This window comes from Archangium sp. (assembly GCF_057119385.1).
In genome coordinates, this window is sequence record NZ_DBNGVP010000018.1 from 38649 (window position 1) to 59513 (window position 20865).

At 69.2% G+C, this 20865-nt stretch carries 19 protein-coding genes; 11 read left to right on the forward strand and 8 right to left on the reverse strand.

All coding sequences use genetic code 11. The features are described from left to right. Window positions 1–55: 55 nt before the first annotated feature. The 3 genes from AC16DP_RS04775 to AC16DP_RS04785 all read left to right on the forward strand — a co-directional run bounded on the left by AC16DP_RS04775 (window position 56) and on the right by AC16DP_RS04785 (window position 3397). Window positions 56–652: a hypothetical protein gene (locus AC16DP_RS04775; protein WP_329725883.1), complete on the forward strand. Its 597-nt coding sequence runs from the start codon at window positions 56–58 to the stop codon at window positions 650–652. 91 nt (window positions 653–743) lie between these two features. Next, window positions 744–2369 (forward strand): hypothetical protein, encoded by a 1626-nt coding sequence (locus AC16DP_RS04780; protein ID WP_329725884.1) that lies wholly within the window; start codon window positions 744–746, stop codon window positions 2367–2369. Window positions 2370–2377: 8 nt separating this feature from the next. Then, window positions 2378–3397: an alpha/beta fold hydrolase gene (locus AC16DP_RS04785; RefSeq protein WP_414640667.1), complete on the forward strand. Its 1020-nt coding sequence runs from the start codon at window positions 2378–2380 to the stop codon at window positions 3395–3397. Between the two features lie 102 nt (window positions 3398–3499). Here AC16DP_RS04785 and AC16DP_RS04790 read toward each other — a convergent pair whose 3' ends face one another. Next, on the reverse strand, window positions 3500–4543 hold the full coding sequence (locus tag AC16DP_RS04790; protein ID WP_329725886.1) for a lipase family protein: 1044 nt from the start codon (window positions 4541–4543) through the stop codon (window positions 3500–3502). A 209-nt stretch (window positions 4544–4752) separates the two neighbouring features. Between AC16DP_RS04790 and AC16DP_RS04795 the strand changes: the two genes are divergently transcribed. The 3 genes from AC16DP_RS04795 (at window position 4753) to AC16DP_RS04805 (ending at window position 7001) form a co-directional block, all read left to right on the forward strand. Then, the gene (locus AC16DP_RS04795) at window positions 4753–5511 is read left to right on the forward strand and encodes a DUF2381 family protein (RefSeq protein WP_483956638.1); all 759 of its coding nucleotides are present in this window, start codon (window positions 4753–4755) and stop codon (window positions 5509–5511) included. Window positions 5512–5549: 38 nt separating this feature from the next. Then, complete coding sequence (locus AC16DP_RS04800; protein WP_329725888.1) at window positions 5550–5723, forward strand: hypothetical protein; 174 nt, start codon at window positions 5550–5552, stop codon at window positions 5721–5723. A gap of 138 nt (window positions 5724–5861) precedes the next feature. Beyond that, a complete protein-coding gene (locus AC16DP_RS04805) occupies window positions 5862–7001 on the forward strand; it encodes a hypothetical protein (RefSeq protein WP_329725889.1) in 1140 nt (379 codons plus the stop codon). A 14-nt stretch (window positions 7002–7015) separates the two neighbouring features. Here AC16DP_RS04805 and AC16DP_RS04810 read toward each other — a convergent pair whose 3' ends face one another. Continuing rightward, window positions 7016–8320 carry a cytochrome-c peroxidase gene (locus tag AC16DP_RS04810; protein WP_329725890.1) on the reverse strand — a complete coding sequence of 435 codons (1305 nt, stop codon included), beginning with the start codon at window positions 8318–8320 and terminating at the stop codon, window positions 7016–7018. Window positions 8321–8547: 227 nt separating this feature from the next. Then, complete coding sequence (gene alr, locus AC16DP_RS04815; RefSeq protein WP_329725891.1) at window positions 8548–9753, reverse strand: alanine racemase; 1206 nt, start codon at window positions 9751–9753, stop codon at window positions 8548–8550. Between the two features lie 205 nt (window positions 9754–9958). Here alr and AC16DP_RS04820 point away from each other — a divergent pair, with 205 nt between their 5' ends. Beyond that, a complete protein-coding gene (locus AC16DP_RS04820; RefSeq protein WP_329725892.1) occupies window positions 9959–10153 on the forward strand; it encodes a hypothetical protein in 195 nt (64 codons plus the stop codon). Between the two features lie 212 nt (window positions 10154–10365). Next, window positions 10366–11598: a metal-dependent hydrolase family protein gene (locus AC16DP_RS04825; protein ID WP_329725893.1), complete on the forward strand. Its 1233-nt coding sequence runs from the start codon at window positions 10366–10368 to the stop codon at window positions 11596–11598. Between the two features lie 10 nt (window positions 11599–11608). On the opposite strand, the gene AC16DP_RS04830 is transcribed toward AC16DP_RS04825, so the two are convergent. Then, on the reverse strand, window positions 11609–12169 hold the full coding sequence (locus AC16DP_RS04830; protein ID WP_329725894.1) for a regulatory protein RecX: 561 nt from the start codon (window positions 12167–12169) through the stop codon (window positions 11609–11611). 82 nt (window positions 12170–12251) lie between these two features. Further along, window positions 12252–14069: an acyl-CoA dehydrogenase gene (locus AC16DP_RS04835; protein ID WP_329725895.1), complete on the reverse strand. Its 1818-nt coding sequence runs from the start codon at window positions 14067–14069 to the stop codon at window positions 12252–12254. 160 nt (window positions 14070–14229) lie between these two features. Between AC16DP_RS04835 and AC16DP_RS04840 the strand changes: the two genes are divergently transcribed. Both AC16DP_RS04840 and AC16DP_RS04845 read left to right on the forward strand, forming a co-directional pair. Further along, window positions 14230–15198 (forward strand): hypothetical protein, encoded by a 969-nt coding sequence (locus tag AC16DP_RS04840; protein WP_329725896.1) that lies wholly within the window; start codon window positions 14230–14232, stop codon window positions 15196–15198. A gap of 63 nt (window positions 15199–15261) precedes the next feature. Next, window positions 15262–16293, forward strand: coding sequence for a synaptic vesicle VAT-1 family membrane protein (locus AC16DP_RS04845; protein ID WP_329725897.1), 1032 nt, complete (start codon window positions 15262–15264; stop codon window positions 16291–16293). A gap of 406 nt (window positions 16294–16699) precedes the next feature. Here AC16DP_RS04845 and AC16DP_RS04850 read toward each other — a convergent pair whose 3' ends face one another. From AC16DP_RS04850 to AC16DP_RS04860, 3 genes are all read right to left on the reverse strand, one after another. Further along, window positions 16700–17185: a type II TA system antitoxin MqsA family protein gene (locus AC16DP_RS04850; RefSeq protein WP_329725898.1), complete on the reverse strand. Its 486-nt coding sequence runs from the start codon at window positions 17183–17185 to the stop codon at window positions 16700–16702. Continuing rightward, on the reverse strand, window positions 17182–17481 hold the full coding sequence (locus tag AC16DP_RS04855) for a DUF4258 domain-containing protein (RefSeq protein ID WP_329725899.1): 300 nt from the start codon (window positions 17479–17481) through the stop codon (window positions 17182–17184). The genes AC16DP_RS04850 and AC16DP_RS04855 overlap by 4 nt, the downstream gene beginning before the upstream one ends. Window positions 17482–17691: 210 nt before the next feature. Then, complete coding sequence (locus AC16DP_RS04860; protein WP_329725900.1) at window positions 17692–19047, reverse strand: serine hydrolase; 1356 nt, start codon at window positions 19045–19047, stop codon at window positions 17692–17694. A 290-nt stretch (window positions 19048–19337) separates the two neighbouring features. Between AC16DP_RS04860 and AC16DP_RS04865 the strand changes: the two genes are divergently transcribed. Continuing rightward, window positions 19338–20858, forward strand: coding sequence for an acyl-CoA synthetase (locus AC16DP_RS04865; RefSeq protein WP_329725901.1), 1521 nt, complete (start codon window positions 19338–19340; stop codon window positions 20856–20858). The last annotated feature ends 7 nt before the right edge of the window (window positions 20859–20865 follow it).

Below are 20865 nucleotides of genomic sequence, written 5' to 3' on the forward strand. Positions count from 1 at the left end.
CCCAGACACATTGCGTCAACGGAGCCGGCACACGCCGGGAGAGAGGAACTGTCACATGAAGAAGCAACTGCTGTCGGCGGTGATGCTGTGCACGCTGGGCGTGGTGGGCTGCGGGGATCCGGTGGAGCCGACCCCGGTGGACCCCAACACGCAGGTGGGGACGAAGCTCGAGGGCAAGACGATGGTGATGGAGGGCGACAACATCCCCAGCCACCCCAATGGCTTCAACGAGGACATGAACCTCGAGGGCTCCACCCAGTGCTACACCAAGAGCACCATGCAGGTGGGCAACAACACCTATACCGTCACCAGCATCCTGGGGACCCTGCGTGACGCGCCCCAGAGGTTCAACGTGGGCACCTGTGACCACACCGCCCCGGGCGCGACGTTGCAGTTCACCACCACGGCCGTGCTCATCGAGAACGCCAAGGCGGACCTGAGCTGCTTCGACGCCACGTTCACCTACAACGGCTTTGGCCAGGAGGGCCGTGGCAGCCTGAGCGCGGATGGCAAGACGCTCAAGCTGGAGCTCTTCTTCACCGGCCAGGCTACGGGACACCGCTGCGCGGACGGCGCGGTGGGCGCGGCGACGGTGAAGCTCAACGGCGCCACCTTCACCGGCAACGCCGTGCAGACGTTCATCGTCCAGTAGAACGCCCTGTTCCAGCGCGCATCCTCCTTCCCCCTCCGGAGACGAGACACGTATGACGTGGCGGTGGCTTCCTGAAGCAACCTGCAGGACCGTGGTTCGCGGATGCGCGCTGGCGCTGACCCTGGGCTCGGCCGGGCTCTCCTTCCCCGCGTGGGGACAGAGCACGCCGCTGCCCGGGGCCTACGGCACCTGGTACGAGGACAGGAATCGCGACGAGGACCCGGAGCCTCGCGAGTTCGTCCTCATCAACTACTTCTTCACCCGCGTCACCGCCACCAACCAGCTCGGCGACCCGACAGGCCTCAAGGGCGTGTCGCTGGGGCCCATCGGCCAGGTGGCGGGCAGTGCCGTGCGCGTGGAGAACGCCCCGGCCTTCTACGTCGAGCAGCGCTGGATTCCGGTCATCGAATACAGCCCGCACTTCGTCGACGGCCTGGCCAGCTTCCGCGCCCAGTTCGAGGTGGACTACCTCTGGGGCCGCTCCGCCAATGCCGTGCAGCAGAACGAGGGCGGCGGCTTCAACGCCGACCAGGTCAACATCCAGACGAAGAACGTCAACGTCGCCCTCTACCCCACGAAGAATCCCAACCAGCTCACCCTGCTGATGGGCACCCAGCCCGTCTACGACTCGGTCTACGACCCGACGCGCGCCCCGCTCGGCGACATCATCCGCACCGGCTACAAGCTGACCTTCCTGGGCAGTGACGCCACCGGCCTGTCCGTCTTCAGCAACCACCTCAAGGGCCAGTCCCGCCTGAGCCTGCTGCCGCTGGGCAGCGTGCAGGCGGACAAGGCGGAGTTCAATGATCCCCGGCTCAAGTTCGTCTGGCTGGGCATGGCCGACTACAGCTACCCGGTGGCGCCCGGCACCAACGTGGGCGCGTCGCTGTGGTACCTGCGCGACGACACCAAGGGCGATGCCTACGCCTTCGAGGGCCTGGTGAAGAGCGGCCCGTCCTCCAGCAGCCTGGGCAACTTCACGGGCGTGCCCCGGCTGTCCATCGACCGGCCCTCGGGTTGGGTCGGCTGGGCGGGCCTCAACTTCCACCACAACATCGACTTCCGCACCGGCCGGTTCGGCGCCTCCGGCTTCCTCATGTACAACGGAGGCCAGTTCGTCTCCAACCGCGCGGACACCACCCTCAACCCGCGGGTGGACATCAGCGGCCTCTCCGCCAACCTGGAGCTGCTCTACAACTTCGGGCGCACCAACAGCGACCTGGTGACGCTCGAGGGCATGTTCTCCACGGGCGACGCGGACCTCGCCGACAGCCAGTACTCCGGCGCCTTCACCCTCAACCAGTACGGCCTGCCGGGCGCGGTGTGGTTCAACCACAAGATGCTCATCCTGTTCCCCTTCACCAACACGGTGAACAACTACACGGGGGCGGTGACGGACATCTCCAACCAGGGCTTCGGTCTGCAGAGCGTCATCGCCACCGGCGCGTATGACCTCATCCCCAACAAGCTCAACCTCAAGCTGGGCGTGGGCCATGCGCGCAGCAGCGTCACCCCGCCCGAGGAGACGGTGGGCGTCGCCCGTGGCCGCGTCATCGGCACGGAGATCAACGCCGAGCTGCGCTACACCATCCGCTACCTCATGACCGTGGGTCTGCACGGCGGCTACATGTTCCGCGGCAACTTCTACGACGGAAACCCGCGCGTCACCGCCAACCCGTGGGCCGCCTTCACCACCTTCACCTGGTACGCCTTCTGACCATGAAGATGACCCTGAAGACTCGTGCCCTGGGCCTGCTCGCGCTCGCCGCCCTCTCCACCGGGTGCGCCACCTCGTACAACGCGCGTCCCCCCCTGTCCTTCCAGGACTTCGACTACTCCTCCCTCGACGGCAAGCCCTGGCCCGTTCAGCGTCTGGCCCTGCCCGAGACCGCCGCCACCCACGGCACGAAGCGGGTGCCCGAGGTCGCCTACGTCGAGCTCAACCCCCAGGGACAGCGGACCGTCCTCTTCATCCACGGCCTGGGCTCGTACCTGAAGTTCTGGCGCTACCAGCTCGATGCCTTCGCCGCCCAGGGCTACCGCGTCATCGCCGTGGACCTGCCCGGCTACGGCAAGTCCGACAAGCCCGCCTCCTTCCCCTACACCATGGAGGCCATGGGCGACGCCGTGCACGAGCTCGCCCAGAAGCTCGGCGTCCAGAAGCCCATCCTCGTGGGCCACTCCATGGGCGGGCAGACGTCCCTCTCCTACGCGCTGCGCTACCCCGAGGACGTGAAGGCGCTCGTGCTCACGTCCCCCGCCGGCTTCGAGAAGTTCAGCGCCCGCGAGAAGGCCTGGTTCCAGCGCGCCTTCAGCACCGCCCTCATCAAGGGCTCGCCCGAGTACGGCATCTGGGGCAGCGTGCGTCAGTCCAACTTCGAGCGCTGGCGCCCCGAGCTCGACTGGCTCATCGAGGAGCGCGTGCGCGTGGCCAGGAGCCCCGAGTTCGACTCCTACGCCTACGCCAACGTGCGCACCGTGAATGGGCTCGCCCACAATGACTTCGTGCGCGACAGCCTCCACCGCGTCTCCGTTCCCACCCTCATCATCTACGGCGAGGACGACCGCCTCATCCCCAATCCCTTCCTCCACGGGGGCGAGGTGCGCGACATCATGAGCTACGGGCACGAGAACATCCCCGGCTCCAAGCTCGTGGGCCTGGACCGCTGCGGCCACACCGTCCAGATGGACTGCCCCCAGGACTACAACGCGCAGGTGCTCGTGTTCCTGAAGGGATTGCAGTGACGCATCCTCCCTCTCCCTCTGGGAGAGGGTCGGGGTGAGGGTCGACACGCGGGCAAAGACCCTCACCCCCCGCCCTCTCCCAGAGGGAGAGGGAGTCCGTCACTACGGGATGGAGTGGTACTTCACCATGTTGAACTGCACGTTCTGCGTGAGGTCCTTCGAGTTGAAGTGGCCATACGGGTAGGCCGAGTAGACCTTCTCGCCCGTCTGGCCCGGGATGCGCGGGGTGTAGCTGCCGTAGACGAGCCCGTTGTAGCCGATGACCTCATCCGCGGTGGACCAGATGGTGTAGCGGTAGGCGCCCTCGTAGCCGCTGCTGGCCAGCAGGTTGTTGAGGTACGCCGAGCGGCCGCTCACGCCGATGCCGTTCCAGTAGCCCGGGTACAGGCCGTTGGTGCTGCCGCACGTGGGCGTGCTCGGGCCCGTCTGGTAGCACGAGGTCAGGCCCAGGTTCGCGCCCGCGATGCCCACGAAGGTGTCCACCGAGGACGTCAGCGGCGCGCCCACGTAGTACTGGCCGCCCTCCAGCGAGTCCGTGGCGTAGCCGCCGAGCACCGCCTTGCGCGCCAGCGTCACACCCATCGAGTGCGCGATGATGTCCACCTTGGCGGCGCCCGTATAGGCCTTCACCGCCTCGATGAGCTTGCGGACCTTCATCACGTTCGTCTTCGAGTGGTACTGGTACGCCGACAGCGAGGCGTCCGCCGGGCCCCACGTCGTCGCGTACAGCTCGCTCGGCTTGTAGCCATTGGCCAGGAAGTACTCGATGGAGGCGTTCCAGCCCGACTGGCCCGCCGTGCCCGTGCCAATCGCCTTGTCCGAGTTGCCGTGGATGAAGATGACCGGCTGATTCACCACCGTGTCCGTGCTGCTCGCCTTGCCACCGTAGCTGCCGCCCACCAGGTCCGCGCGGACCAGGTTGTACGCGGGCTCATAGCCATTGGCCGACAGCCACGTGCGGAAGTGCGAGGTAAAGCCAGACGTGGACACCGCCGCCTGCTGCGTGCTGCCCGTCTCCCGCGCGGGCGCCTCCTGCTTCACGGGGGCCTGCGCCGGGACGTCCACCTCCTCCGCGGGACCACAACCGGGAACGAGCGCGCCCAACAACAGCGCACCCGTCAATGAAAGGGAATGATGCAGCCGCATGATTGCTACTCCTTGTATGGGGGTGGGGTGCATGCGGCACGGGGGTCTGTGCCGCATTGCACGATTATAACGTTTTCCACGGTTCATTGCCCGTGCGTTGGAGTTGATGGGTGCACGAAAGGCCGACCTGTCCCCTCGCCATGTCAGTCCTTGCTGCATAGGTTGGGTGATGCATGAGGTCAGGACTCGCGGAGATGACTCTCTGCGTCATGCTGTTCCTGACCACGCGTGTCTCCGCTGGGGGGTGGGAGGCGCAGCAAGGCTGTCGCAAGCCGAGGCTGCGCGCAGTCCGGGTGACGGGTCGGGCCGAGGAGGTGCGCGTGGCCGCCAGGACGGCGACGCGGATCCGTTTCGACACCGCCCTGGACGCGCGGCGCACGCGTCTGGAGGACGGGCTCGGGAGATTCGAGCCGCTCCTGGTGGGCAATGGCTTCCTCGTCGTCACCCCGCGCGAGGAGCTCGCCGGCGGCGAGCACGTGACGCTGCGGGTGGTGCTCTCCGACGGCACCGAGGTGCCCTTCGTGCTCGCCACCAGCGCCTCCGAGGTGGACGTGCAGGTCCGTGTTTCCCGCTACGACGCCGCGCCACGCCCGCGTCAGGAGGAGCGCCGGGCCGGGCAGCTCGCGGAGTCCATGCTGGTGCTCGCCGCGCGCTCCGGGCCCCTGCCCCCGGCCGTGCCGGGCGAGGGGCTCGAGGTGGAGCGGCGCGTGTTCCACGCCGGAGGACTGTCCGGCTTCGTGGTGCGCGTGAGGAATCCGGATCCGCTGCGCTCCTGGGAGCCCGGAGATGTCCGGGTGCGTCGCGTGGAGGGGGGAGGGGAGGTGGAGGTGCTGGCCCTGCGCATGGGGCCCGGGTCGCTGCCGCCCGGTGGGTGGGGGTGGCTCGTCGTCGTCACGCCGGCGCTGCCCGAGGACGGGCAGGCCCGGTTCGAGCTGGAGCTGCGGGGGCGGATGGGCGTCGCGCTGTGAGAGCAGCCGTGTGTGCAGTCGTGAGCCCGGAGGACGTCATGAAGACGAACAAGAAGACGTACTGGCGCCGTTGGATGTTGGCCCTTGGTGCTGCCGCTGCTCTCGCCGGAGGCGCGGCCTACGCCATGCAGAAGGAGTGCTGGCAGTGCTCGCCCTGCGGCTGCTCGTCGGATGGTGGCTATCTCATGTGTTGTGACGCCTACGCTTGCTGAGCGAGGCGCACGGCTCATGAAGATTGGTGCGGAACCCGGGCACGCCTTCCTCCCATAATGGGGAAGGAGTGTCTGGAGACATCGCACCGTGAATGGACTCGCCACCTCACGGAGGGGATGACATGAGAGGCGCAGCACATGCGTGAGCGGACACGCTCGAAACGGTACGCGCTCGCGTTCGCCTTCGGCGGCGTCGCGGTGTTCCTCTGGCAGCTCGCCACCGCTTCCCCGGGCCCCGTTCCCTGGGAGCCGCCGTCCGGCCCCTTCTTCGTCCCCCGCCCGGCCTCGCGGCCGCGTGCCCTGCTCCACGGCGCCTCCGTGCTCGATGCCAGCTTCGCGGCCACCTCGGCCTCGCGTCTGGTGCGGGCCGTCCCCGCCTGGGTGGGCTCCCGTCCGTTACATGGCGTGCCGGCTCCTCCTCCCGAGCCGCCGCCTCCTCCTTCTCCTCCGCCTCTCGCCAGCGTGCTGCCGCTGTCCTCGCGGGAGCTCGCGCCGGATGGCCTGCCCGTCTCGGCGATGCGCTGCACCCGGACCGGCGAGGGGCTCGACTGCGGAAGCTGCCGCACCGATGGGGACTGTCCCGCCGGCCAGGGGTGTGTGGCCAATCGCGAGACGCGCCGCTTCGAGTGCCTGGCGTCCGAGTGCGAGGTGGATGACCACTGCTTCCCGGGCAGCGTGTGCCGCGCCGTCACCACCGGCGCCACGGGCACCGCCGTCGTCCGCCGCTGTGTCCCCGAGGGCGTGCGCCGCGAGGGGGAGTCCTGTGACGCGCTGCCCGTCTCGCCCGGGAGCTCCTGCCGCGAGGGCCTGCGCTGCGTCAACCAGGTGTGCTCGGCGCCGTGCTCGATGGATGGGGCCGTGCGCTGTGCGCAGGGCTTCGTCTGCACCGACAGCCGCGAGGGCCCCGGGTGTGTCCCGGACTGTCAGCGGCTCGGGTGCCCCGAGGGGCAACAGTGCTCCCGCGTGGGAGAGGGCCCGTACCAGTGTCTCGTGGCCTCCCAGGGGGATTGCCGCGACACCCCGTGCCCCGAGGGCGAGCGCTGCAACATGCGCATGTCCCGGGGCCGGGCCGTCTTCTGGTGCGCTCCGCTCTGCAACCCCATCCGGCCCGGCTCGTGCTCCGCCGGGAATGTCTGCGGCATGGGCAGCTCCACCGCCAGCACCTGCTTCCGCCAGTGCGACCCCGGGGACCTCCAGTCCTGCGGCGCCGGGTGGACCTGCTCCACCGTCACCGAGGACATGTCTGTCTTTGGTTGTACCCCGGAGTTGGGCCCGTAGCCCGGCCGCCCGGCTCAGCGCTGGAAGTAGCCGTCCGAGAGGGTCCTCAAGAAGGCGACGATGGCGGCCTCCTCCTGCGGGGAGAGGCCCAGGTCGCCCAGCTCCTTCGTGTTGACGTTCAGCCCCACCTCCGGGGGGGGCCAGCAGTCCTCGCCGGGCGTGCCGGGGAACTCGGGCAGGCACACCGGCAACACGTCGCGCGTGTTGTAGAAGTGCACGAGGGACTCGAGGCTCTTGAAGTAGCCGTTGTGCCCGTAGGCCTTGATGAACCCGGGGTGGGGCCGCTTGTCCACGTTGCGCAGGGTGGGGACCTTCACCTTGCCCAGGTTCTCCCGCGCGAAGGGCCTCCACTCCTCGCGCCTCTGCAGGAAGGCGCCCAGCCCGTAGTCCACCCAGAAGGGCCCGAGCGGGTTGAATTCGTCCTGCCAGTACCAGGGGTTGAGCAGGTTCCTCGGGGTGCCCAGGTTGTCGTACGTGAAGTCCGTGAAGAGCGGTGGCTCGCCCCGCGGGCCCGGCCGGCTCGGGTGACAGTTGGCGCAGCGGGCCTTGCCCTCGAAGAGTCTCAGGCCCCAGTGCTCCTGCGGCGAGAGCTGGGCCTTCCCCCTCAGCCACGCGTCGTACCGGGAGGTGAAGGCATTGACCTCCGGCGAGTCCTCGTAGGCCGCGATGGCCCGCGCGATGGAGTCATAGGCGCGCTCCACGTTCGCGCAGATGCGCGAGCCGTAGACGGAGCGGAACAGGCCCGCGTACGGGCCCTGGCAGACCTTCGCCACCACCGCGGCCTCGCTCGGGTTGTTCTGCTCCACCGGGTTGAGGAAGGGGCCCTGCGCCTGGTCCGCCGCGGGGTTGCCCAGCTCCTCGCCCGTGGCGCGCCCATCCCAGAAGTTGCCGCCCACGAACCCGGCATTCCGGGGGTGCTCGCGATGGAAGAGGGGCGCCGGGGTGGCATAGGCGGACGACGGCGGCTTGCGGTTGCCGAAGCGCCCCTTCACCGCGCCCTCGTAGACCGCGCCCGAGGCGTTGATGAGCAGCTCCGGCCCCGTCCACCCCACGGCGGGCCCGTGACAGACGGCGCACGGCTGGCCGGGTGGCTCCGAGAGCCGGTGGTCGAAGAACAGCAGCTTGCCGAGCCGCTCCACGGGCGTCAGCCGGGCTCCGGCGGCTGGTGCGTCCTCGAGCGCCAGTGTGGCCTCGAAGACGGCTCGCGCCTCGTCCGGCGCGGAGCGCAGGGGCGTGGGTGGAACGGCTTCGGGGGCGGACTGGGGTTCGCAGGCCAGCAGTCCGCCCGTGAGCAATGAGAGGAACCAGACACGTCGCATTCGCACCACCTCTGCAAGCGGGGCGCCTACGGTGCGGTCCCTCCCTGGCCCCAGCCATCGGTCCAGGGATGGGGGGCGCTGTGTGTTGTTGGATGACTCAGTACCGCGACAGGTAGGCTCGCGAGCCGCCGTCCGCCGCGCCGTGGTTCCACATGAGGGAAGACCCTCACCCCAGCCCTCTCCCAGAGGGAGAGGGGGTCACCCTGTGTTGGGGATTGGACCCTGGTTCAGGGGACCACGACCCGGCGCAGGTGCGCGCCCAGCCGCGTCGCGAACTCGTAATGGATTGTCTGCGCCCAGTCCGCCAGGTTCTCCACGTGCAGGTGCTCGTCCCCGTCCTTGCCGATCAGCGTCGCCGTCAGCGGCCGCTCGTCGTGCGTCGCCCTCGTCACGTCCACGATGATGTGGTTCATCATCACCCGCCCCAACACCGGGCACCTCCTCCCGTTCACCAGCACGTGCGCCTTCCCCGACATCAGCCGCGCGTACCCGTCGAAGTACCCCACCGGTAGCACCGCCACCCGCGTCGCCTCCGCGCACCGGTACGTGCACCCGTACCCCACGTAGCTCCCCGACGGCAGCCACTTCACCACCTGGCTCGGGCACCTCCACGACAACACCGGCCTCAGCTCCGGCACCCGCCCCAACACCAGCCGCGCCGACAGCCTCGTCTCCGTCGACGGCCACAGCCCGTACAGCGAGATGCCCACCCGCTGCGCGTCGTAGCGCGCCCTGGGTAGCACCAGCGTCGCCGCGCTCGCCGCCATGTGCCGCTGCAACGGCTCCTCCACCGGCACGCTCGCCTTCAGCGCCATCAGCCCACCCTCGAAGATGTCGAGCTGCGACTCGGCGTACGTCTGCTCCGTCACGTCCTCCGTGTTCGCGAAGTGGCTCAGCACCCCCACCACCCGCAGCACGTCCGCCGCCTCGCGCAGGAAGTCCAGCTCGCCTCCCGCGATCTGCCCCGGCGTGAAGCCCTCGCGCCCCAGCCCCGTGTCCACGTGCACGTGCACCCGCAGCGGCTGCTCCAGCTTCGCCCGGCGCAGCTCCTCCACCGCCTCCCTCCACGAGCCGTCCCCCACCACCCCCTCCACCCCCGCTCGCGCCAGCGCCACCGCCTCCTCCGCGTCCGTGGCGCCAATCACCAGCACCTGCTTGCGCTTCAGGCCCTTCGCCTGCTCGAAGGCCCGCACCGTCAGCGCGTCCCCCGGCGTGATGAAGTACAGGACGTCCACCAACGGGTGCACCAGCGGCAACATCTGCGTCAGCCCGTGGCCGTACGCGTTGCCCTTCAACACCGCCCCCAGCGCCCTCGGCCCGTTCGTGTCCGCGGACAGCTTGCGCAGCGTCGCCACGTTCGCCGCCAACGCTCCCGCCGACAGCTCCAGCCTCGACGCCACCTTCCCCGGTGCTCCCGCAGTCACTTCGTGCATCTTCCGCCTGACCATCCTTCGCGCCCGCCGGCGCCCTGTGTGATTCTTTTTCTTCCAAAGCCCGCCCCATTGCACGCGCCATCCGAGCGGGCAGGGATGCGAGCGTCCGATGCTCCGCACCGGGAGAGCCGGGTCGTATCCCAGCCAGGGGAGGGGGCTCGCTTCGTTCCCGGAGTGCGCATCCTCTCCGGCAGGAGGTCTCCCCATGAGCATCTGGCAGAAGCTGTCCTCGCGTTTCCGTGCGCATTCCGAAGAAGAGGCGTCTCGCCCCGGTCCCGAGTCCCCCGGCATGACCTACGCCGATCTCGAGCGCGACAAGGACCTCAAGGAACGCCAGCTCTCCGGTGCCTTCGAGCCTCCTTTCGGCAAGGACGCCTCCGCCATCGAGCAGGACGAGTAGGGGCACGGGGGAAGAGAACGGGGACGGGTACCCTCACCCCGGGGGGCTTGCCCCCCCTTTGAACGACGGGGGGCTCCTCTCCCGAGGGGAGAGGGGATGGATGGCAGGGGTGGGCTCCTGTGATAGGTCGCTCGCTCGTTCCTCCTTCCTCCCTGCTCTCCATGCGCCTCCTGCCCGCTCTCCTCGCCGCGCTCCTCTGCGTCGTGCCTTCCATGGCCTCCGCACAGGCTGCCAGCTCCGCCGTGTTCCTCCTGCGCCCCGCTCGCGTCTTCGACGGCGTCTCCGCGAAGGCCCAGGAGGGGTGGGTCGTGCTCGTCCGCGGTGACCGCATCGCCGCCGTCGGGCCCGCGGCTCAGGTGACCGCGCCACTTGGTACGGAGATCGTCGAGCTTCCCGGCACCACGCTCGTTCCCGGTCTCATCGAGGGCCACTCGCACCTGCTCCTCCACCCCTACAACGAGACCTCCTGGAATGATCAGGTGCTCCGCGAGCCGCTCGCCCTTCGCGTCGCCCGCGCCACCCATCACGCCCGGGACACGTTGTTCGCTGGCTTCACCACCGTGCGCGACCTCGGCACCGAGGGCGCCGCCGATGCCGATGTCGGGCTCAAGCAGGCCATCCAGCAGGGCATCATCCCCGGGCCCCGCGTCCTCGCCACCACCCGCGCCCTCGTCGCCACCGGCTCCTATGCGCCCAAGGGTTTCGCTCCCGAGTGGCATGTCCCCCAGGGCGCCGAGGAGGCCGATGGCGTCGACAACCTCATCCGCGCCGTCCGCGGCCAGATGGGCAAGGGCGCTGATTGGATCAAGGTCTACGGTGACTACCGCTGGGGCCCTCGCGGCGAGGCGCTCCCGTCCTACTCCCTCGAGGAGATGAAGCTCATCGTCCAGACCGCTCGCGATGGCGGCCGCCCCGTCGTCGTCCACGCCAGCACTCCGGAAGGCATGCGCCGCGCCGTGCTCGCCGGTGCGGAGAGCATCGAGCACGGGGACGGTGGCACCCCCGAGGTCTTCAAGCTCATGGCCGAGCGCGGTGTCTTCTTCTGCCCCACGCTCGCCGCCGGGGACGCCATCCACCAGTACGGCGGTTGGAAGAAGGGCACCGACCCCGAGCCCGCCGCCATCCAGCAGAAGCGCGCCAGCTTCCGCGCCGCCCTCGCCGCTGGTGTCACCGTCTGCAATGGCAGTGACGTGGGCGTGTTCCCCCACGGTGACAACGCCCGCGAGCTGGAGCTCCTGGTTGCTTATGGCCTGACGCCCCTGCAGGCGTTGAAGGCCGCCACCTCCGTCAACGCGCGCATGCTCCACATGGAGGACCGCATCGGCCAGGTGAAGGAGGGACTGTTCGCGGACCTCGTCGCCGTCGAGGGCGACCCCACCCGCGACATCTCCGCGCTGCGTCAGGTCCGCTTCGTCATGAAGGGCGGCACCGTGTTCCGGCGGTAGTCGCGCGTGTCTATCCCGCCGAGTCGATGATCTTCTTCGCGATGGCGAAGGAGAACCCCGCCCTCGCCAGCGCCGCGAGGTCGCGTTGCCGGTTCTCCTCGCGCGTCTTCGTGTTCGTCCGGAAGGGGCCCAGCCGCTTCTTCCGCGCCCAGATCTTCGCCGCCTCTTCCTCCGAGAGCTCCGCGGTCGCGTCCGCCAGCTTCTTCGCCACCACCTCCGCCGGGACGCCCTTCAGCCTCAGCTTCTGGGCGATGACCCGCGCGCTCCGCCCCGAGTTGCGCAGCGAGTGCGCCTTCATCCCCGCGTAGGCCTCGTCGTTGATGAGCCCGCCGCGCCTGAGCTTCGCGACGAGCTCGTCTACCCAACCGAGTGCCTCGGTCCGCTCTCCGCCGTGCTCCTTGAGGGAGCGGTCCACCCGGCGCATCAGCACGCGCTTGAGCTGGCTCTCCGTCGCCGCGTACCGCTTCAGGTAGTGCAGCGCCGCGTTCTCCAGATAGCGGGGAGATACCTTCCTCGGCTTCTTCCTCGGGCGCTCGGCCTTCCGGCCCTGTTCTCCCTGCTGCTCTTCCATGAGGGGTGGGATGTAACACCCGGGTCAGACGTCCGGCAGCGGTTCTCGGGTTGATGGCCTGGAGGGCAGACGGTCAGGCAGGTCAGAAGGCCTCTTCGGGCACTTCCATCAGGTCGAGCGAGCCCTGCTCCACCATGCGCGCGGCGTGGGCCAGCCCTGGCAGCACCTCGTGGCAGAACCAACGCGCGCTCGCGAGCTTGCCCATGTAGAAGGTCTTGTCCCCCGGGTTCGTCTTCATGCGCTCCAGCGCCACCGCCGCGTGCCTCACCAGCAGCCAGCCCACCACCAGGTCCGCCAGCCCCAGCAGCACCCGGTTGCCCTGCAGGCCCACGTGGTAGATGGACTCGCCCATCTTCCCCAACAGCGCGCCCAGCATCGTCTCCAGGTCCGCCAGCCCCTTGCCCAGTGCCGCCCGCTCGGCCTCCAGCTCCTTGCCGCCCTCGCCTGTCTCCACCGTCTCGCGCACCTGCCCCAGCAGCCGCTGCAGCGTCGCCCCGCCGTCCCTCGCCACCTTGCGCAGCAGCAGGTCCAACGACTGGATGTGCGTGGTGCCCTCGTAGAGCGAGTCGATCTTCTGGTCCCGGATGTACTGCTCCATCGGGTAGTCCTTCAGGTACCCCGAGCCCCCGAAGCACTGCAGCGCCGTACCCAGCAGCTCGTAGCCCCGGTCCGAGCAGTAGCCCTTCACCAGCGGCAGCAGCAAGTCATTGAGCGAGTCGTACTCGGCGGCCTCGAGCGCCCGGTGCCCGCCCTTGAGCTCCACCTGGTCCTGGATGGAGGCCGTGTAGAGGCAGAGCGCCCGCATGCCCTCGGCGTGCGCCTTCTGCGCCATCAGCATCCGCCGCACGTCCGGGTGGTGCAGAATCGTCACGCGCGGGGCCTTGGCGTCGCGCGCCTCCTTCAGGTCCGAGCCCTGCTTGCGATCCTTCGCGAACTCCAGCGCGTTCAGGTACGCCGTGGACACCGTGGCCATGGACTTGATGCCCACCGCCATGCGCGCCTGCTCGATGATGTGGAACATCTGCCGGATGCCGTCGTGCACCTCGCCCAGCAGCAGGCCGCGCGCGGGCTTTCCGTCACCGAAGGTCAGCTCGCACGTCACCGAGCCCTTCAGGCCCATCTTCTCTTCGATCTTCGTGCACACCACGCCGTTGTGCTCGCCCAGCGCGCCGCCCTCCTCCACCCAGAACTTGGGCACGATGAAGAGCGAGAGCCCCTTGGTGCCCGGGCCCGCGCCCTCGGGCCGCGCCAGCACCATGTGGACGATGTTCTCCGTGCTGTCCGTCTCCGCGCTGGTGATGAAGCGCTTCACGCCCTCGAGCTCCCAGACGTCCCCGCCCACGTGCCGGGCCCTGGCCCGCGCCGCTCCCACGTCGCTGCCCGCGTCCGGCTCGGTGAGCACCATGGTGCCCACCCACCGCCGCTCCATCATCGCCGGCAGGTAGCGCTTCTTCTGGGACTCGGTGCCCAGCCGGTCGATGACGCGCGCCAGCACGCCGGCCAGCGTGTAGAAGGCCACCGCCGGGTTGGCTCCCACCATCAGCTCGAAGGCCGCCCAGCCCAGCGAGGGCGGTGCTCCCATGCCCCCCTGGTGCACCGGCAGCTCCAGCTGCGCCATCCCCGACTCGTGATAGGCCGCGATCGCCTTCTGGATGCCCGGCGGCAACGTCACCCGCCCGTTCTCCAGCTTCGGCGGGTTGTGCTCGGGCTCGGAGAAGCTCGGCGCCATCTCCTTCAGGCACACCTCGGCGAACGTCTCCAGCGTCTGCCGCGCCGCCGTCTCGTCGAAGTCCCCGAAGGGCGCCTTGCCCAGCGAGCTCCGCCCGATGTCCAGGAACTCGAAGAGGTTGAAGCTCAGGTCTCGCAGGTTGGGCTTGTAGTGGTTGGGCGCGGATGACATCTCGGCCTCCGACTGGAACGGGTTGTGCGGGTAGAGACCCAGGCTACCGCGTGTGACGGGCCCGGGCCGCCCTGTTTTCGCGGGGGGGTCGCAACCGGGGCCCGCTCGCTGCGACAATAGGACAACGAAGCACCCCCCGTGTGTCCAGCGAGGACCTTCCATGAGCATCCGAAGGATCGGCTTCAACCCCTTCGTCCAGACGGCGAACATCATCGAGGCCCAGCGGCGCATCGAGGCACAGCAGCGCGTCGAGGCCGTCGAGAAGCCCCTCGGGACCGATGACCCGGAGCTGATGACCGAGGAGCAGGCGCTCGAGGCCCTCAACGCGAAGCACCGCGCCGAGATGGAGGCGCTGGAGGCCGAGCGGGCCCAGAAGGAGCGCGAGACCGAGGCGCTGCGGGCCCAGCTGACGCTCGCCGATGGGTACGAGACGGCCCAGCGCGAGCTGGTGGACCTGAAGGGGGGCAAGGACGTCTCGAAGGAGACACCGCCGAGCGCCCGTGCGGACACGCCGGGGGTTTCGCTCGCGCACCTGGCCCGGGCCAACGTGTACGAGTCGGTGAGCCGGGCCGAGCGCGCCGCGGCGGAGCAGCAGGCCGCGCTGGAGCGGGCCGCGGCGGAGCAGGCCGCCGCCGCCGGTGGGGCCGGGGTGGACGACTGGATGGCGGCGGAGGTGGCCGCGCTCCAGGTGGATGGTGGGGCCGAGGTGGAGGCGGGCGAGGACAACTCGTGGATGGAGGCGGAGCTGTCCGCGCTCCAGGCCCAGGCCGAGGCGCTCGAGGAGGAGGAGGTCTACAGCGATCCGGGCGCGGACACGTTCTTCGCGAGCCTGGATGACATCGAGAACCTGGAGCAGGGTGGGGGAGCGTTCGATGACGCGGGGGCCAATGCCTTCGTGGCGAGCATGGATGACATCGCGCAGCTGGTGCCCGACTCCGCACCTGAATCTGCTCCCGAGGCCGTGCCACCGGTTGCCGCCGAGCCCGTGGCGCTGGAGCCCTCCGTGATTCTCGCGGCGGCGGAGGTGGTGCCGGAGGCCGGGCCCGTGGCCAGTGAGGAGGCCCCCGCTGCCGTGTCCGGTGCGCAGCAGGCACCGGCCCTGGGGCTCCCGTTCGACGACGAGGCGTGAACTGGTCCGACAATCGGACCAGTTGGGGAAGTTCGAGCCCGGGAGAGGGGGTATATCCGGGCCATGCGCAAGGTGGTCATCCCCCGCGCCGGTGGTTACGACCGGCTCACGCTCCAGACGCAGCCCGATCCCACTCCCGCTCCCGAGGAGGTCGTCGTCACCACGGAGGCCATCGGCGTCAACTACGCCGACTGCGTCATCCGCATGGGGCTATATGCCTCGGCCAAGGAGTACGTCGGCTGGCCCATCACCCCGGGCTTCGAGTTCGCTGGCATCGTGTCCGCGGTGGGCTCCGCCGTCACGGACCTCGCCGTGGGAACCCGCGTGTTCGGCGTCACGCGCTTCGGGGGCTACTCCACCCACGTCGCCGTGCCCCGCCACCAGGTGTTCCCCCTGCCCGCGCGCTTCGACATGGCCCAGGCCGCGGGCTTCCCCACCGTCTTCCTCACCGCCTACTACGCTCTCTTCGAGCTGGCCCATCCGCGCCCGGGGAGCACGTTGCTCGTGCACTCGGCCGCGGGCGGCGTGGGCGGGGCCCTGTTGCAGTTGGGGCGCATCGCCGGTTGCAGGACGGTGGGCGTCGTCGGCTCCAGCCACAAGGTGGAGACCGCGCGCGCCCTGGGGGCCGATGTCGTCATCGACAAGAGCCGCGAGGACCTCTGGCGCGCCGCTGAGAAGGCCGCTCCCCAAGGCTATGACGTGGTGCTGGATGCCAATGGCGTCTCCACGCTGCGCGACAGCTTTCGGCACCTCGCGAGGCCCGGCAAGCTCGTCATCTACGGCTTCCACTCCATGCTGCCGCGGGAAGGAGGCCGGCCCAACTGGGTGAAGCTCGCCGCGGACTTCCTGCGCACGCCCCGGTTCGATCCGCTCTCGCTCACCAACGCGAACGCGAGCGTCCTCGCCTTCAACCTCTCCTATCTGTTCGAGCGCCGGGATGTGCTCGAGGAGGCCATGGGACGGCTGCTCGCGTGGGTGGACGAGGGCCGCATCATCTCGCCGCCCGTCACCCGCTTCCCGCTGGAGCGCGTCGCCGAGGCGCACAGCGCGCTGGAGTCCGGCTCCACCGTGGGCAAGCTCGTGCTGGTGCCGTGAGGGTGGGGGCGGCGTGCACGCTTGGGCGTGTTGGCCGTCTACCTCGCTGCTCAGCGTGCGCTCGAACTGGAGTGCGAGGAGATGCGTGTGCCTTCACTCGGGCGGTCCGTGGTCTGCACATTTCGCAGGGAAGCCCTCATAATGAATCAGGAGCGTCTCCATGCCTTCTCCCAAGCGCCCAGCGACCGATGAGCTTCTCCGCGAACTCGATGCGCTCGAGTCCGAGTTGCCCTCGGCCCTCGCTTTTGGTGAGCCGGTCCGTGGCAGGGGGCAGGAGAGGGGCGAGGCTTCGTCGTCGCGCCGGGCTCCTCAGTCCCCTCGGCGTGTCCGGTCGAAGTCCAAGGACAGGTCCGGTTCTCGTTGAGCACCGTGGGCAAGCTCGTGCTGGTGCCGTGAGGCGCGTGGGCTAGACCTCCGCCGACCAGCCTTGCTTGCGTGGCTTGAGGCGCACCCGGAGGGGCGCCGGTTTCGAGGTCGCCACGTGCTCGAGCCGTTCGAGCGGGTATTCCTCCACGGGTCGTTCGTGCACCGCCATCAACCGGAGGAGCCGCTCCGCCGTTGCTCCCATGGAGAGGGGCTTGTCGAGCCGCTCCCACCGCGACACGGTCTCCTTGGCCACGCCCATCCGCTTCGCCAGGTCTGTGCTCGACAGGCCCAGCCAGGAGCGCAGGAAGCGGATCTCCCGGGGCGTGAGTGCCGCTTCCTTGCGTGCGAGCTGCAGCGCCAGTTGTGCGTGGAGTTGCTCGACGTTCGAGTAGCTCAGCTCCTCCTCGCCACAGTCCGGGCAATGGCGGACCTGCACCCCCTCGATGATGACACCCTCCAGCCCCGCATAGGCGCGTCGCGTCTCGTGCCGGACCGTCATCTTCCCCCCACACTGCAGGCATTTCATCGCTTCCTCCAGACCGTCACGACGACCAGCTCCGTCTCTCCCCGGAAGGTCACCACCACCCAGATGGTGTTGGTGTGGACCCGGTACCTCCAGGTGCCCTTCTCGTTCTCCGCGGGCTCGGTGATGTGCCCGCCTCGCAGCACGTTCGTCACGTCGACTTCCGTGAGATCGTCCTTCTCCATCTCCTCACGCGCATGGCGGGTGTAGGTGAGCTGGCCGTTCCTCAGCAGGAGCGAGATGCGCTTGCGCGCGGCATTGGCGTCCAATGGCTTGGACGGTTCCTGAGTTGATCTCACGTCAATATAGCCTCTTTCTCCCAGCTGCAACACCACGTCATGTGTCGCGCTGGATGCCTGCCGGCGTTCTTCCGGCGGCGGAGGCTGTCTTCGTCAGGCGATGGGCAGCTCCCGGCCGGCAACCGCTCCCTTGCAGTCCTGATGCCCAGTCAGGACCGAGGAGATGAATCGAGAGAGGGTCCCGCTCCGTGGATGGGAAGTCTTCCCTCGCTACCGGTTCGTCTGTCTCCGTTGTTTCATCGCCTCGTCCACGCGGCGGCCCAGCTCCGCGATGCTCTGTGTGAAGCCGATCGCCGTCACCGTCCCGGGAAAGCCGTTCTCCTCGTCCGCGAAGTTCGCCGTCCCCGCCACGCCCTCGTCGTAGTAGCGGTAGCCCAGGTTCGACAGGAACGCGATGACGTACTGCCTCGGCTCCTTCCCCGGCAGCGCTCGCACGATTCCCGCGTCGCTCCCGTAGTTCTCCGTCTGCCCCGTCTTGTGCAGGAACTCCACCTCCGCCGCCGCGTTGCACGGCCGCGTGTCCCGCTTGAACGCCGTCACCCCCACCGTCGCCGTCCCGTCCGCCGCCAGCCACCTCGCCGGCACCGCCGTGGGGATTCCCGGTCTCGCGTTCGCGTCTCCGCACACCAGCGTCGAGCTCAACCCCTCCGCGTACCCCTGGTCCGCCAGCAGCTTCTTCAGGAAGTTCCTCGCGGGCTCCGAGAGCTCCTCCGCCGTGACCGCGCGTCCCTCCTTCGTCCTCCACAGCACCCCCGGCCCTCCGTTGATCAGCAGGAACAGCCGCGCCGTATCCAGCGCCGTCATGTGGATGCTCCCCGGTTGCCAGTTCCTCCCCGTCACCGGTGAGGTGCCGTTCACCTGCAGCGTCCCCAAGCCCAGCTCCGCGTACTCCGCGTTCATCGCCTCCATCGCCCCCCGCTCGTGCAGCAGCTTCACCAGCGCCTCCGTCGAGCCGTTGTCCGATTCGACGATCATCGGCTCCAGCCAGCCCCTCAGCGGACGCTCGCCCTTGTCCACCGTGTCCCGGAGGAAGCGATACGGGGTGTCCAGCGTCAGCTCTCCCCGCTCCACGCGCCTCATCACCCCGTACGCGATGAGGATCTTGAAGAGGGACGCGGGGTAGGGCGCCATGAAGCGCAGCGGCGCCTTCTCGCGTCCGGGCACCAGGTCGTCTCCCGGTGGTGCGTCCGCCCAGCCCTTCTGCCCGTCCCAGCGCTCCAGGTCCCACCTCGTGAAGCGCACTGCTTGTGTTCCCAGTGTCCCCGCGTCGATGGGCACCGCCTTGCCCCGCGGGTAGTCCCTCGACAGCAGCACGTTCGCCACCGCCACTGGTCGGCCTTCCGCGTCCAGCTCGATGACCGCCACGTCCACGTTCGGTGGGTGGGCGATGCGCTCGCCCTGGTGTCTCCAGTCTCGCACCTGGTCGAAGCCCACTTTGCGCACCGCGTCGAGCAGCTCCGTCTCCAGGGCTCGGGAGCGGGTGGCGGAGATGCGCGGCTGGGAATCCGGGCCGGCCACGGCGGCCGTGCACAGCAGGAGGATGAGGCAGAGCGGGGTGGGGTGCATGGGGGTTCTTTGGGGGCGACGGTAGTTCTGGCGGGGGGGCGCGGTCAGCGGGCCCTGGGACAGGGACTTTCGGTTTTCGTCCCGGGACGCTCCGGTCTACCCTCACCCCGTCCCTCTCCCAGAGGGAGAGGGCTCAACCCGGGAATCGCCATACCCTCACCCCGTCCCTCTCCCGGTGGGAGAGGGGAGAGGTCCGTGAGTGGGTGAGCGGTCCGCGGTTGGGTGTCTTCTTCTGGTGTCTTCTTCTTGGTGTCCGCTCGCATCCTGTTTCTCTCCCGGAGGAGTGACTCGTGCCCATCGTCCACGACTGGCTTGCCCGCAGGGCCTCGCTCGCCCCTGAGCGCACCGCCCTCATCGACTCCCTCCGCGGTGACCGCTCCATCTCCTGGCGCGAGTGGAACTCCTCCGCCAACCGCACCGCCCGTCTCCTCCACGATGTCCTCGGTGTCCGCCGCGGCGACCGCGTCGCCGTGCTCGCCATGAACTGCACCGAGTTCCTCGACCTCCTCTTCGCCTGCGGCAAGCTCGGCGCCATCCTCCAGCCCCTCAACTGGCGCCTCAGCTCCCCCGAGCTCTCCTCCCTCCTCGCCGACGCCGAGCCCGTCGTCCTCGTCCACGGCTCCGACTTCCAGTCCCAGGTCCAGGCCGTCCGGCCCCTCGCCCGCGGCGTCCGGCACTTCGTCCACCTCGACGACTCCTCCGCCCGTCTGCCCGAGGACATCCCCTTCAGCCGCCGGGACTCCCTGTCGGACGCGCCGCTCCCGCACGTGGACGTGGAGCCCGAGGATCCGTGGGTGCTCTGCTACACCGGCGGCAGCACTGGCATCCCCAAGGCCGCCATCCTCACCCACCGCTCCATCACCGCCAACGCCGCCAACACCGTCGTGAGCTGGGGCCTCACCGCCGACGACACCGCGCTCCTCAACGCGCCCCTCTTCCACACCGGTGGCCTCAACGTCTTCACCACCCCGCTCGTCTACGTGGGGGGCACCACCGTCGTCGCGCGCGCCTTCGCCCTCGAGCAGGTCTTCGACCTCATCCACCGTGGCGCCATCAACCTCTTCTTCGGCGTGCCCACCATGTTCATCGAGATGCAGCGCCACCCGCGCTTCGACTCGGTGGACTTCTCCCGCCTCAAGCTGCTCGTCAGTGGCGGCGCCCCGTGCCCCCAGCCCGTCTTCGAGCGCTTCTTCGCTCGCGGCATCGACTTCAAGACCGGCTATGGCCTCACCGAGGCCGGGCCCAACAACTTCTGGCTCCCCTCGGGTGACGTGCGCCGCAAGCCCGGCTCCGTCGGCGTGCCCCTGTTCCATGTCGAGGCCCGGCTCGAGGGTGATGGCGAGGAGGGTGAGCTGCTCCTGCGCGGGCCCCACCTGTGCGCCGGCTACTGGCGCCGCCCCGAGGAGACCGCGAAGACCTTCGCCGGGGGATGGTTGCACACCGGAGACCTCGCCCGGCGCGACGCGGAGGGGTGCTTCACCATCATCGGCCGCAGCAAGGACCTCATCATCTCGGGCGGAGAGAACATCTACCCCTCCGAAGTGGAGAACGTGCTCGCCGCGCACCCCGAGATCGCCGAGGTGTGTGTGATTGGCGTGCCCGATTCCAAGTGGGGCGAGGTGCCTCGGGCCCTCGTGGTGCCCCGCCCCGGCGCGGATCTCACCGAGGCCCAGGTGCTCGACTTCTGCCAGGGCCGGCTCGCCCGCTACAAGCAGCCCCGCTCCGTGCGCTTCCTGGAGGCGTTGCAGCGCACCAGCGCCGGCAAGGTGGATCGCCACTCGCTCTCCGCGAAGCACGGCACCCCGCGGTGAGGCGGCG

Bases quoted from the DNA above. Each gene is read 5' to 3' on its own strand.
- AC16DP_RS04775 (WP_329725883.1), top strand. From the start codon at position 56: ATGAAGAAGCAACTGCTGTCGGCGGTGATGCTGTGCACGCTGGGCGTG.
- AC16DP_RS04785 (WP_414640667.1), top strand. From the start codon at position 2,378: ATGACCCTGAAGACTCGTGCCCTGGGCCTGCTCGCGCTCGCCGCCCTC.
- AC16DP_RS04790 (WP_329725886.1), bottom strand. From the start codon at position 4,543: ATGCGGCTGCATCATTCCCTTTCATTGACGGGTGCGCTGTTGTTGGGC.
- AC16DP_RS04795 (WP_483956638.1), top strand. From the start codon at position 4,753: ATGCTGTTCCTGACCACGCGTGTCTCCGCTGGGGGGTGGGAGGCGCAG.
- AC16DP_RS04800 (WP_329725888.1), top strand. From the start codon at position 5,550: ATGAAGACGAACAAGAAGACGTACTGGCGCCGTTGGATGTTGGCCCTT.
- AC16DP_RS04805 (WP_329725889.1), top strand. From the start codon at position 5,862: ATGCGTGAGCGGACACGCTCGAAACGGTACGCGCTCGCGTTCGCCTTC.
- AC16DP_RS04810 (WP_329725890.1), bottom strand. From the start codon at position 8,320: ATGCGACGTGTCTGGTTCCTCTCATTGCTCACGGGCGGACTGCTGGCC.
- alr (WP_329725891.1), bottom strand. From the start codon at position 9,753: ATGCACGAAGTGACTGCGGGAGCACCGGGGAAGGTGGCGTCGAGGCTG.
- AC16DP_RS04820 (WP_329725892.1), top strand. From the start codon at position 9,959: ATGAGCATCTGGCAGAAGCTGTCCTCGCGTTTCCGTGCGCATTCCGAA.
- AC16DP_RS04825 (WP_329725893.1), top strand. From the start codon at position 10,366: ATGGCCTCCGCACAGGCTGCCAGCTCCGCCGTGTTCCTCCTGCGCCCC.
- AC16DP_RS04830 (WP_329725894.1), bottom strand. From the start codon at position 12,169: ATGGAAGAGCAGCAGGGAGAACAGGGCCGGAAGGCCGAGCGCCCGAGG.
- AC16DP_RS04835 (WP_329725895.1), bottom strand. From the start codon at position 14,069: ATGTCATCCGCGCCCAACCACTACAAGCCCAACCTGCGAGACCTGAGC.
- AC16DP_RS04840 (WP_329725896.1), top strand. From the start codon at position 14,230: ATGAGCATCCGAAGGATCGGCTTCAACCCCTTCGTCCAGACGGCGAAC.
- AC16DP_RS04845 (WP_329725897.1), top strand. From the start codon at position 15,262: ATGCGCAAGGTGGTCATCCCCCGCGCCGGTGGTTACGACCGGCTCACG.
- AC16DP_RS04850 (WP_329725898.1), bottom strand. From the start codon at position 17,185: ATGAAATGCCTGCAGTGTGGGGGGAAGATGACGGTCCGGCACGAGACG.
- AC16DP_RS04860 (WP_329725900.1), bottom strand. From the start codon at position 19,047: ATGCACCCCACCCCGCTCTGCCTCATCCTCCTGCTGTGCACGGCCGCC.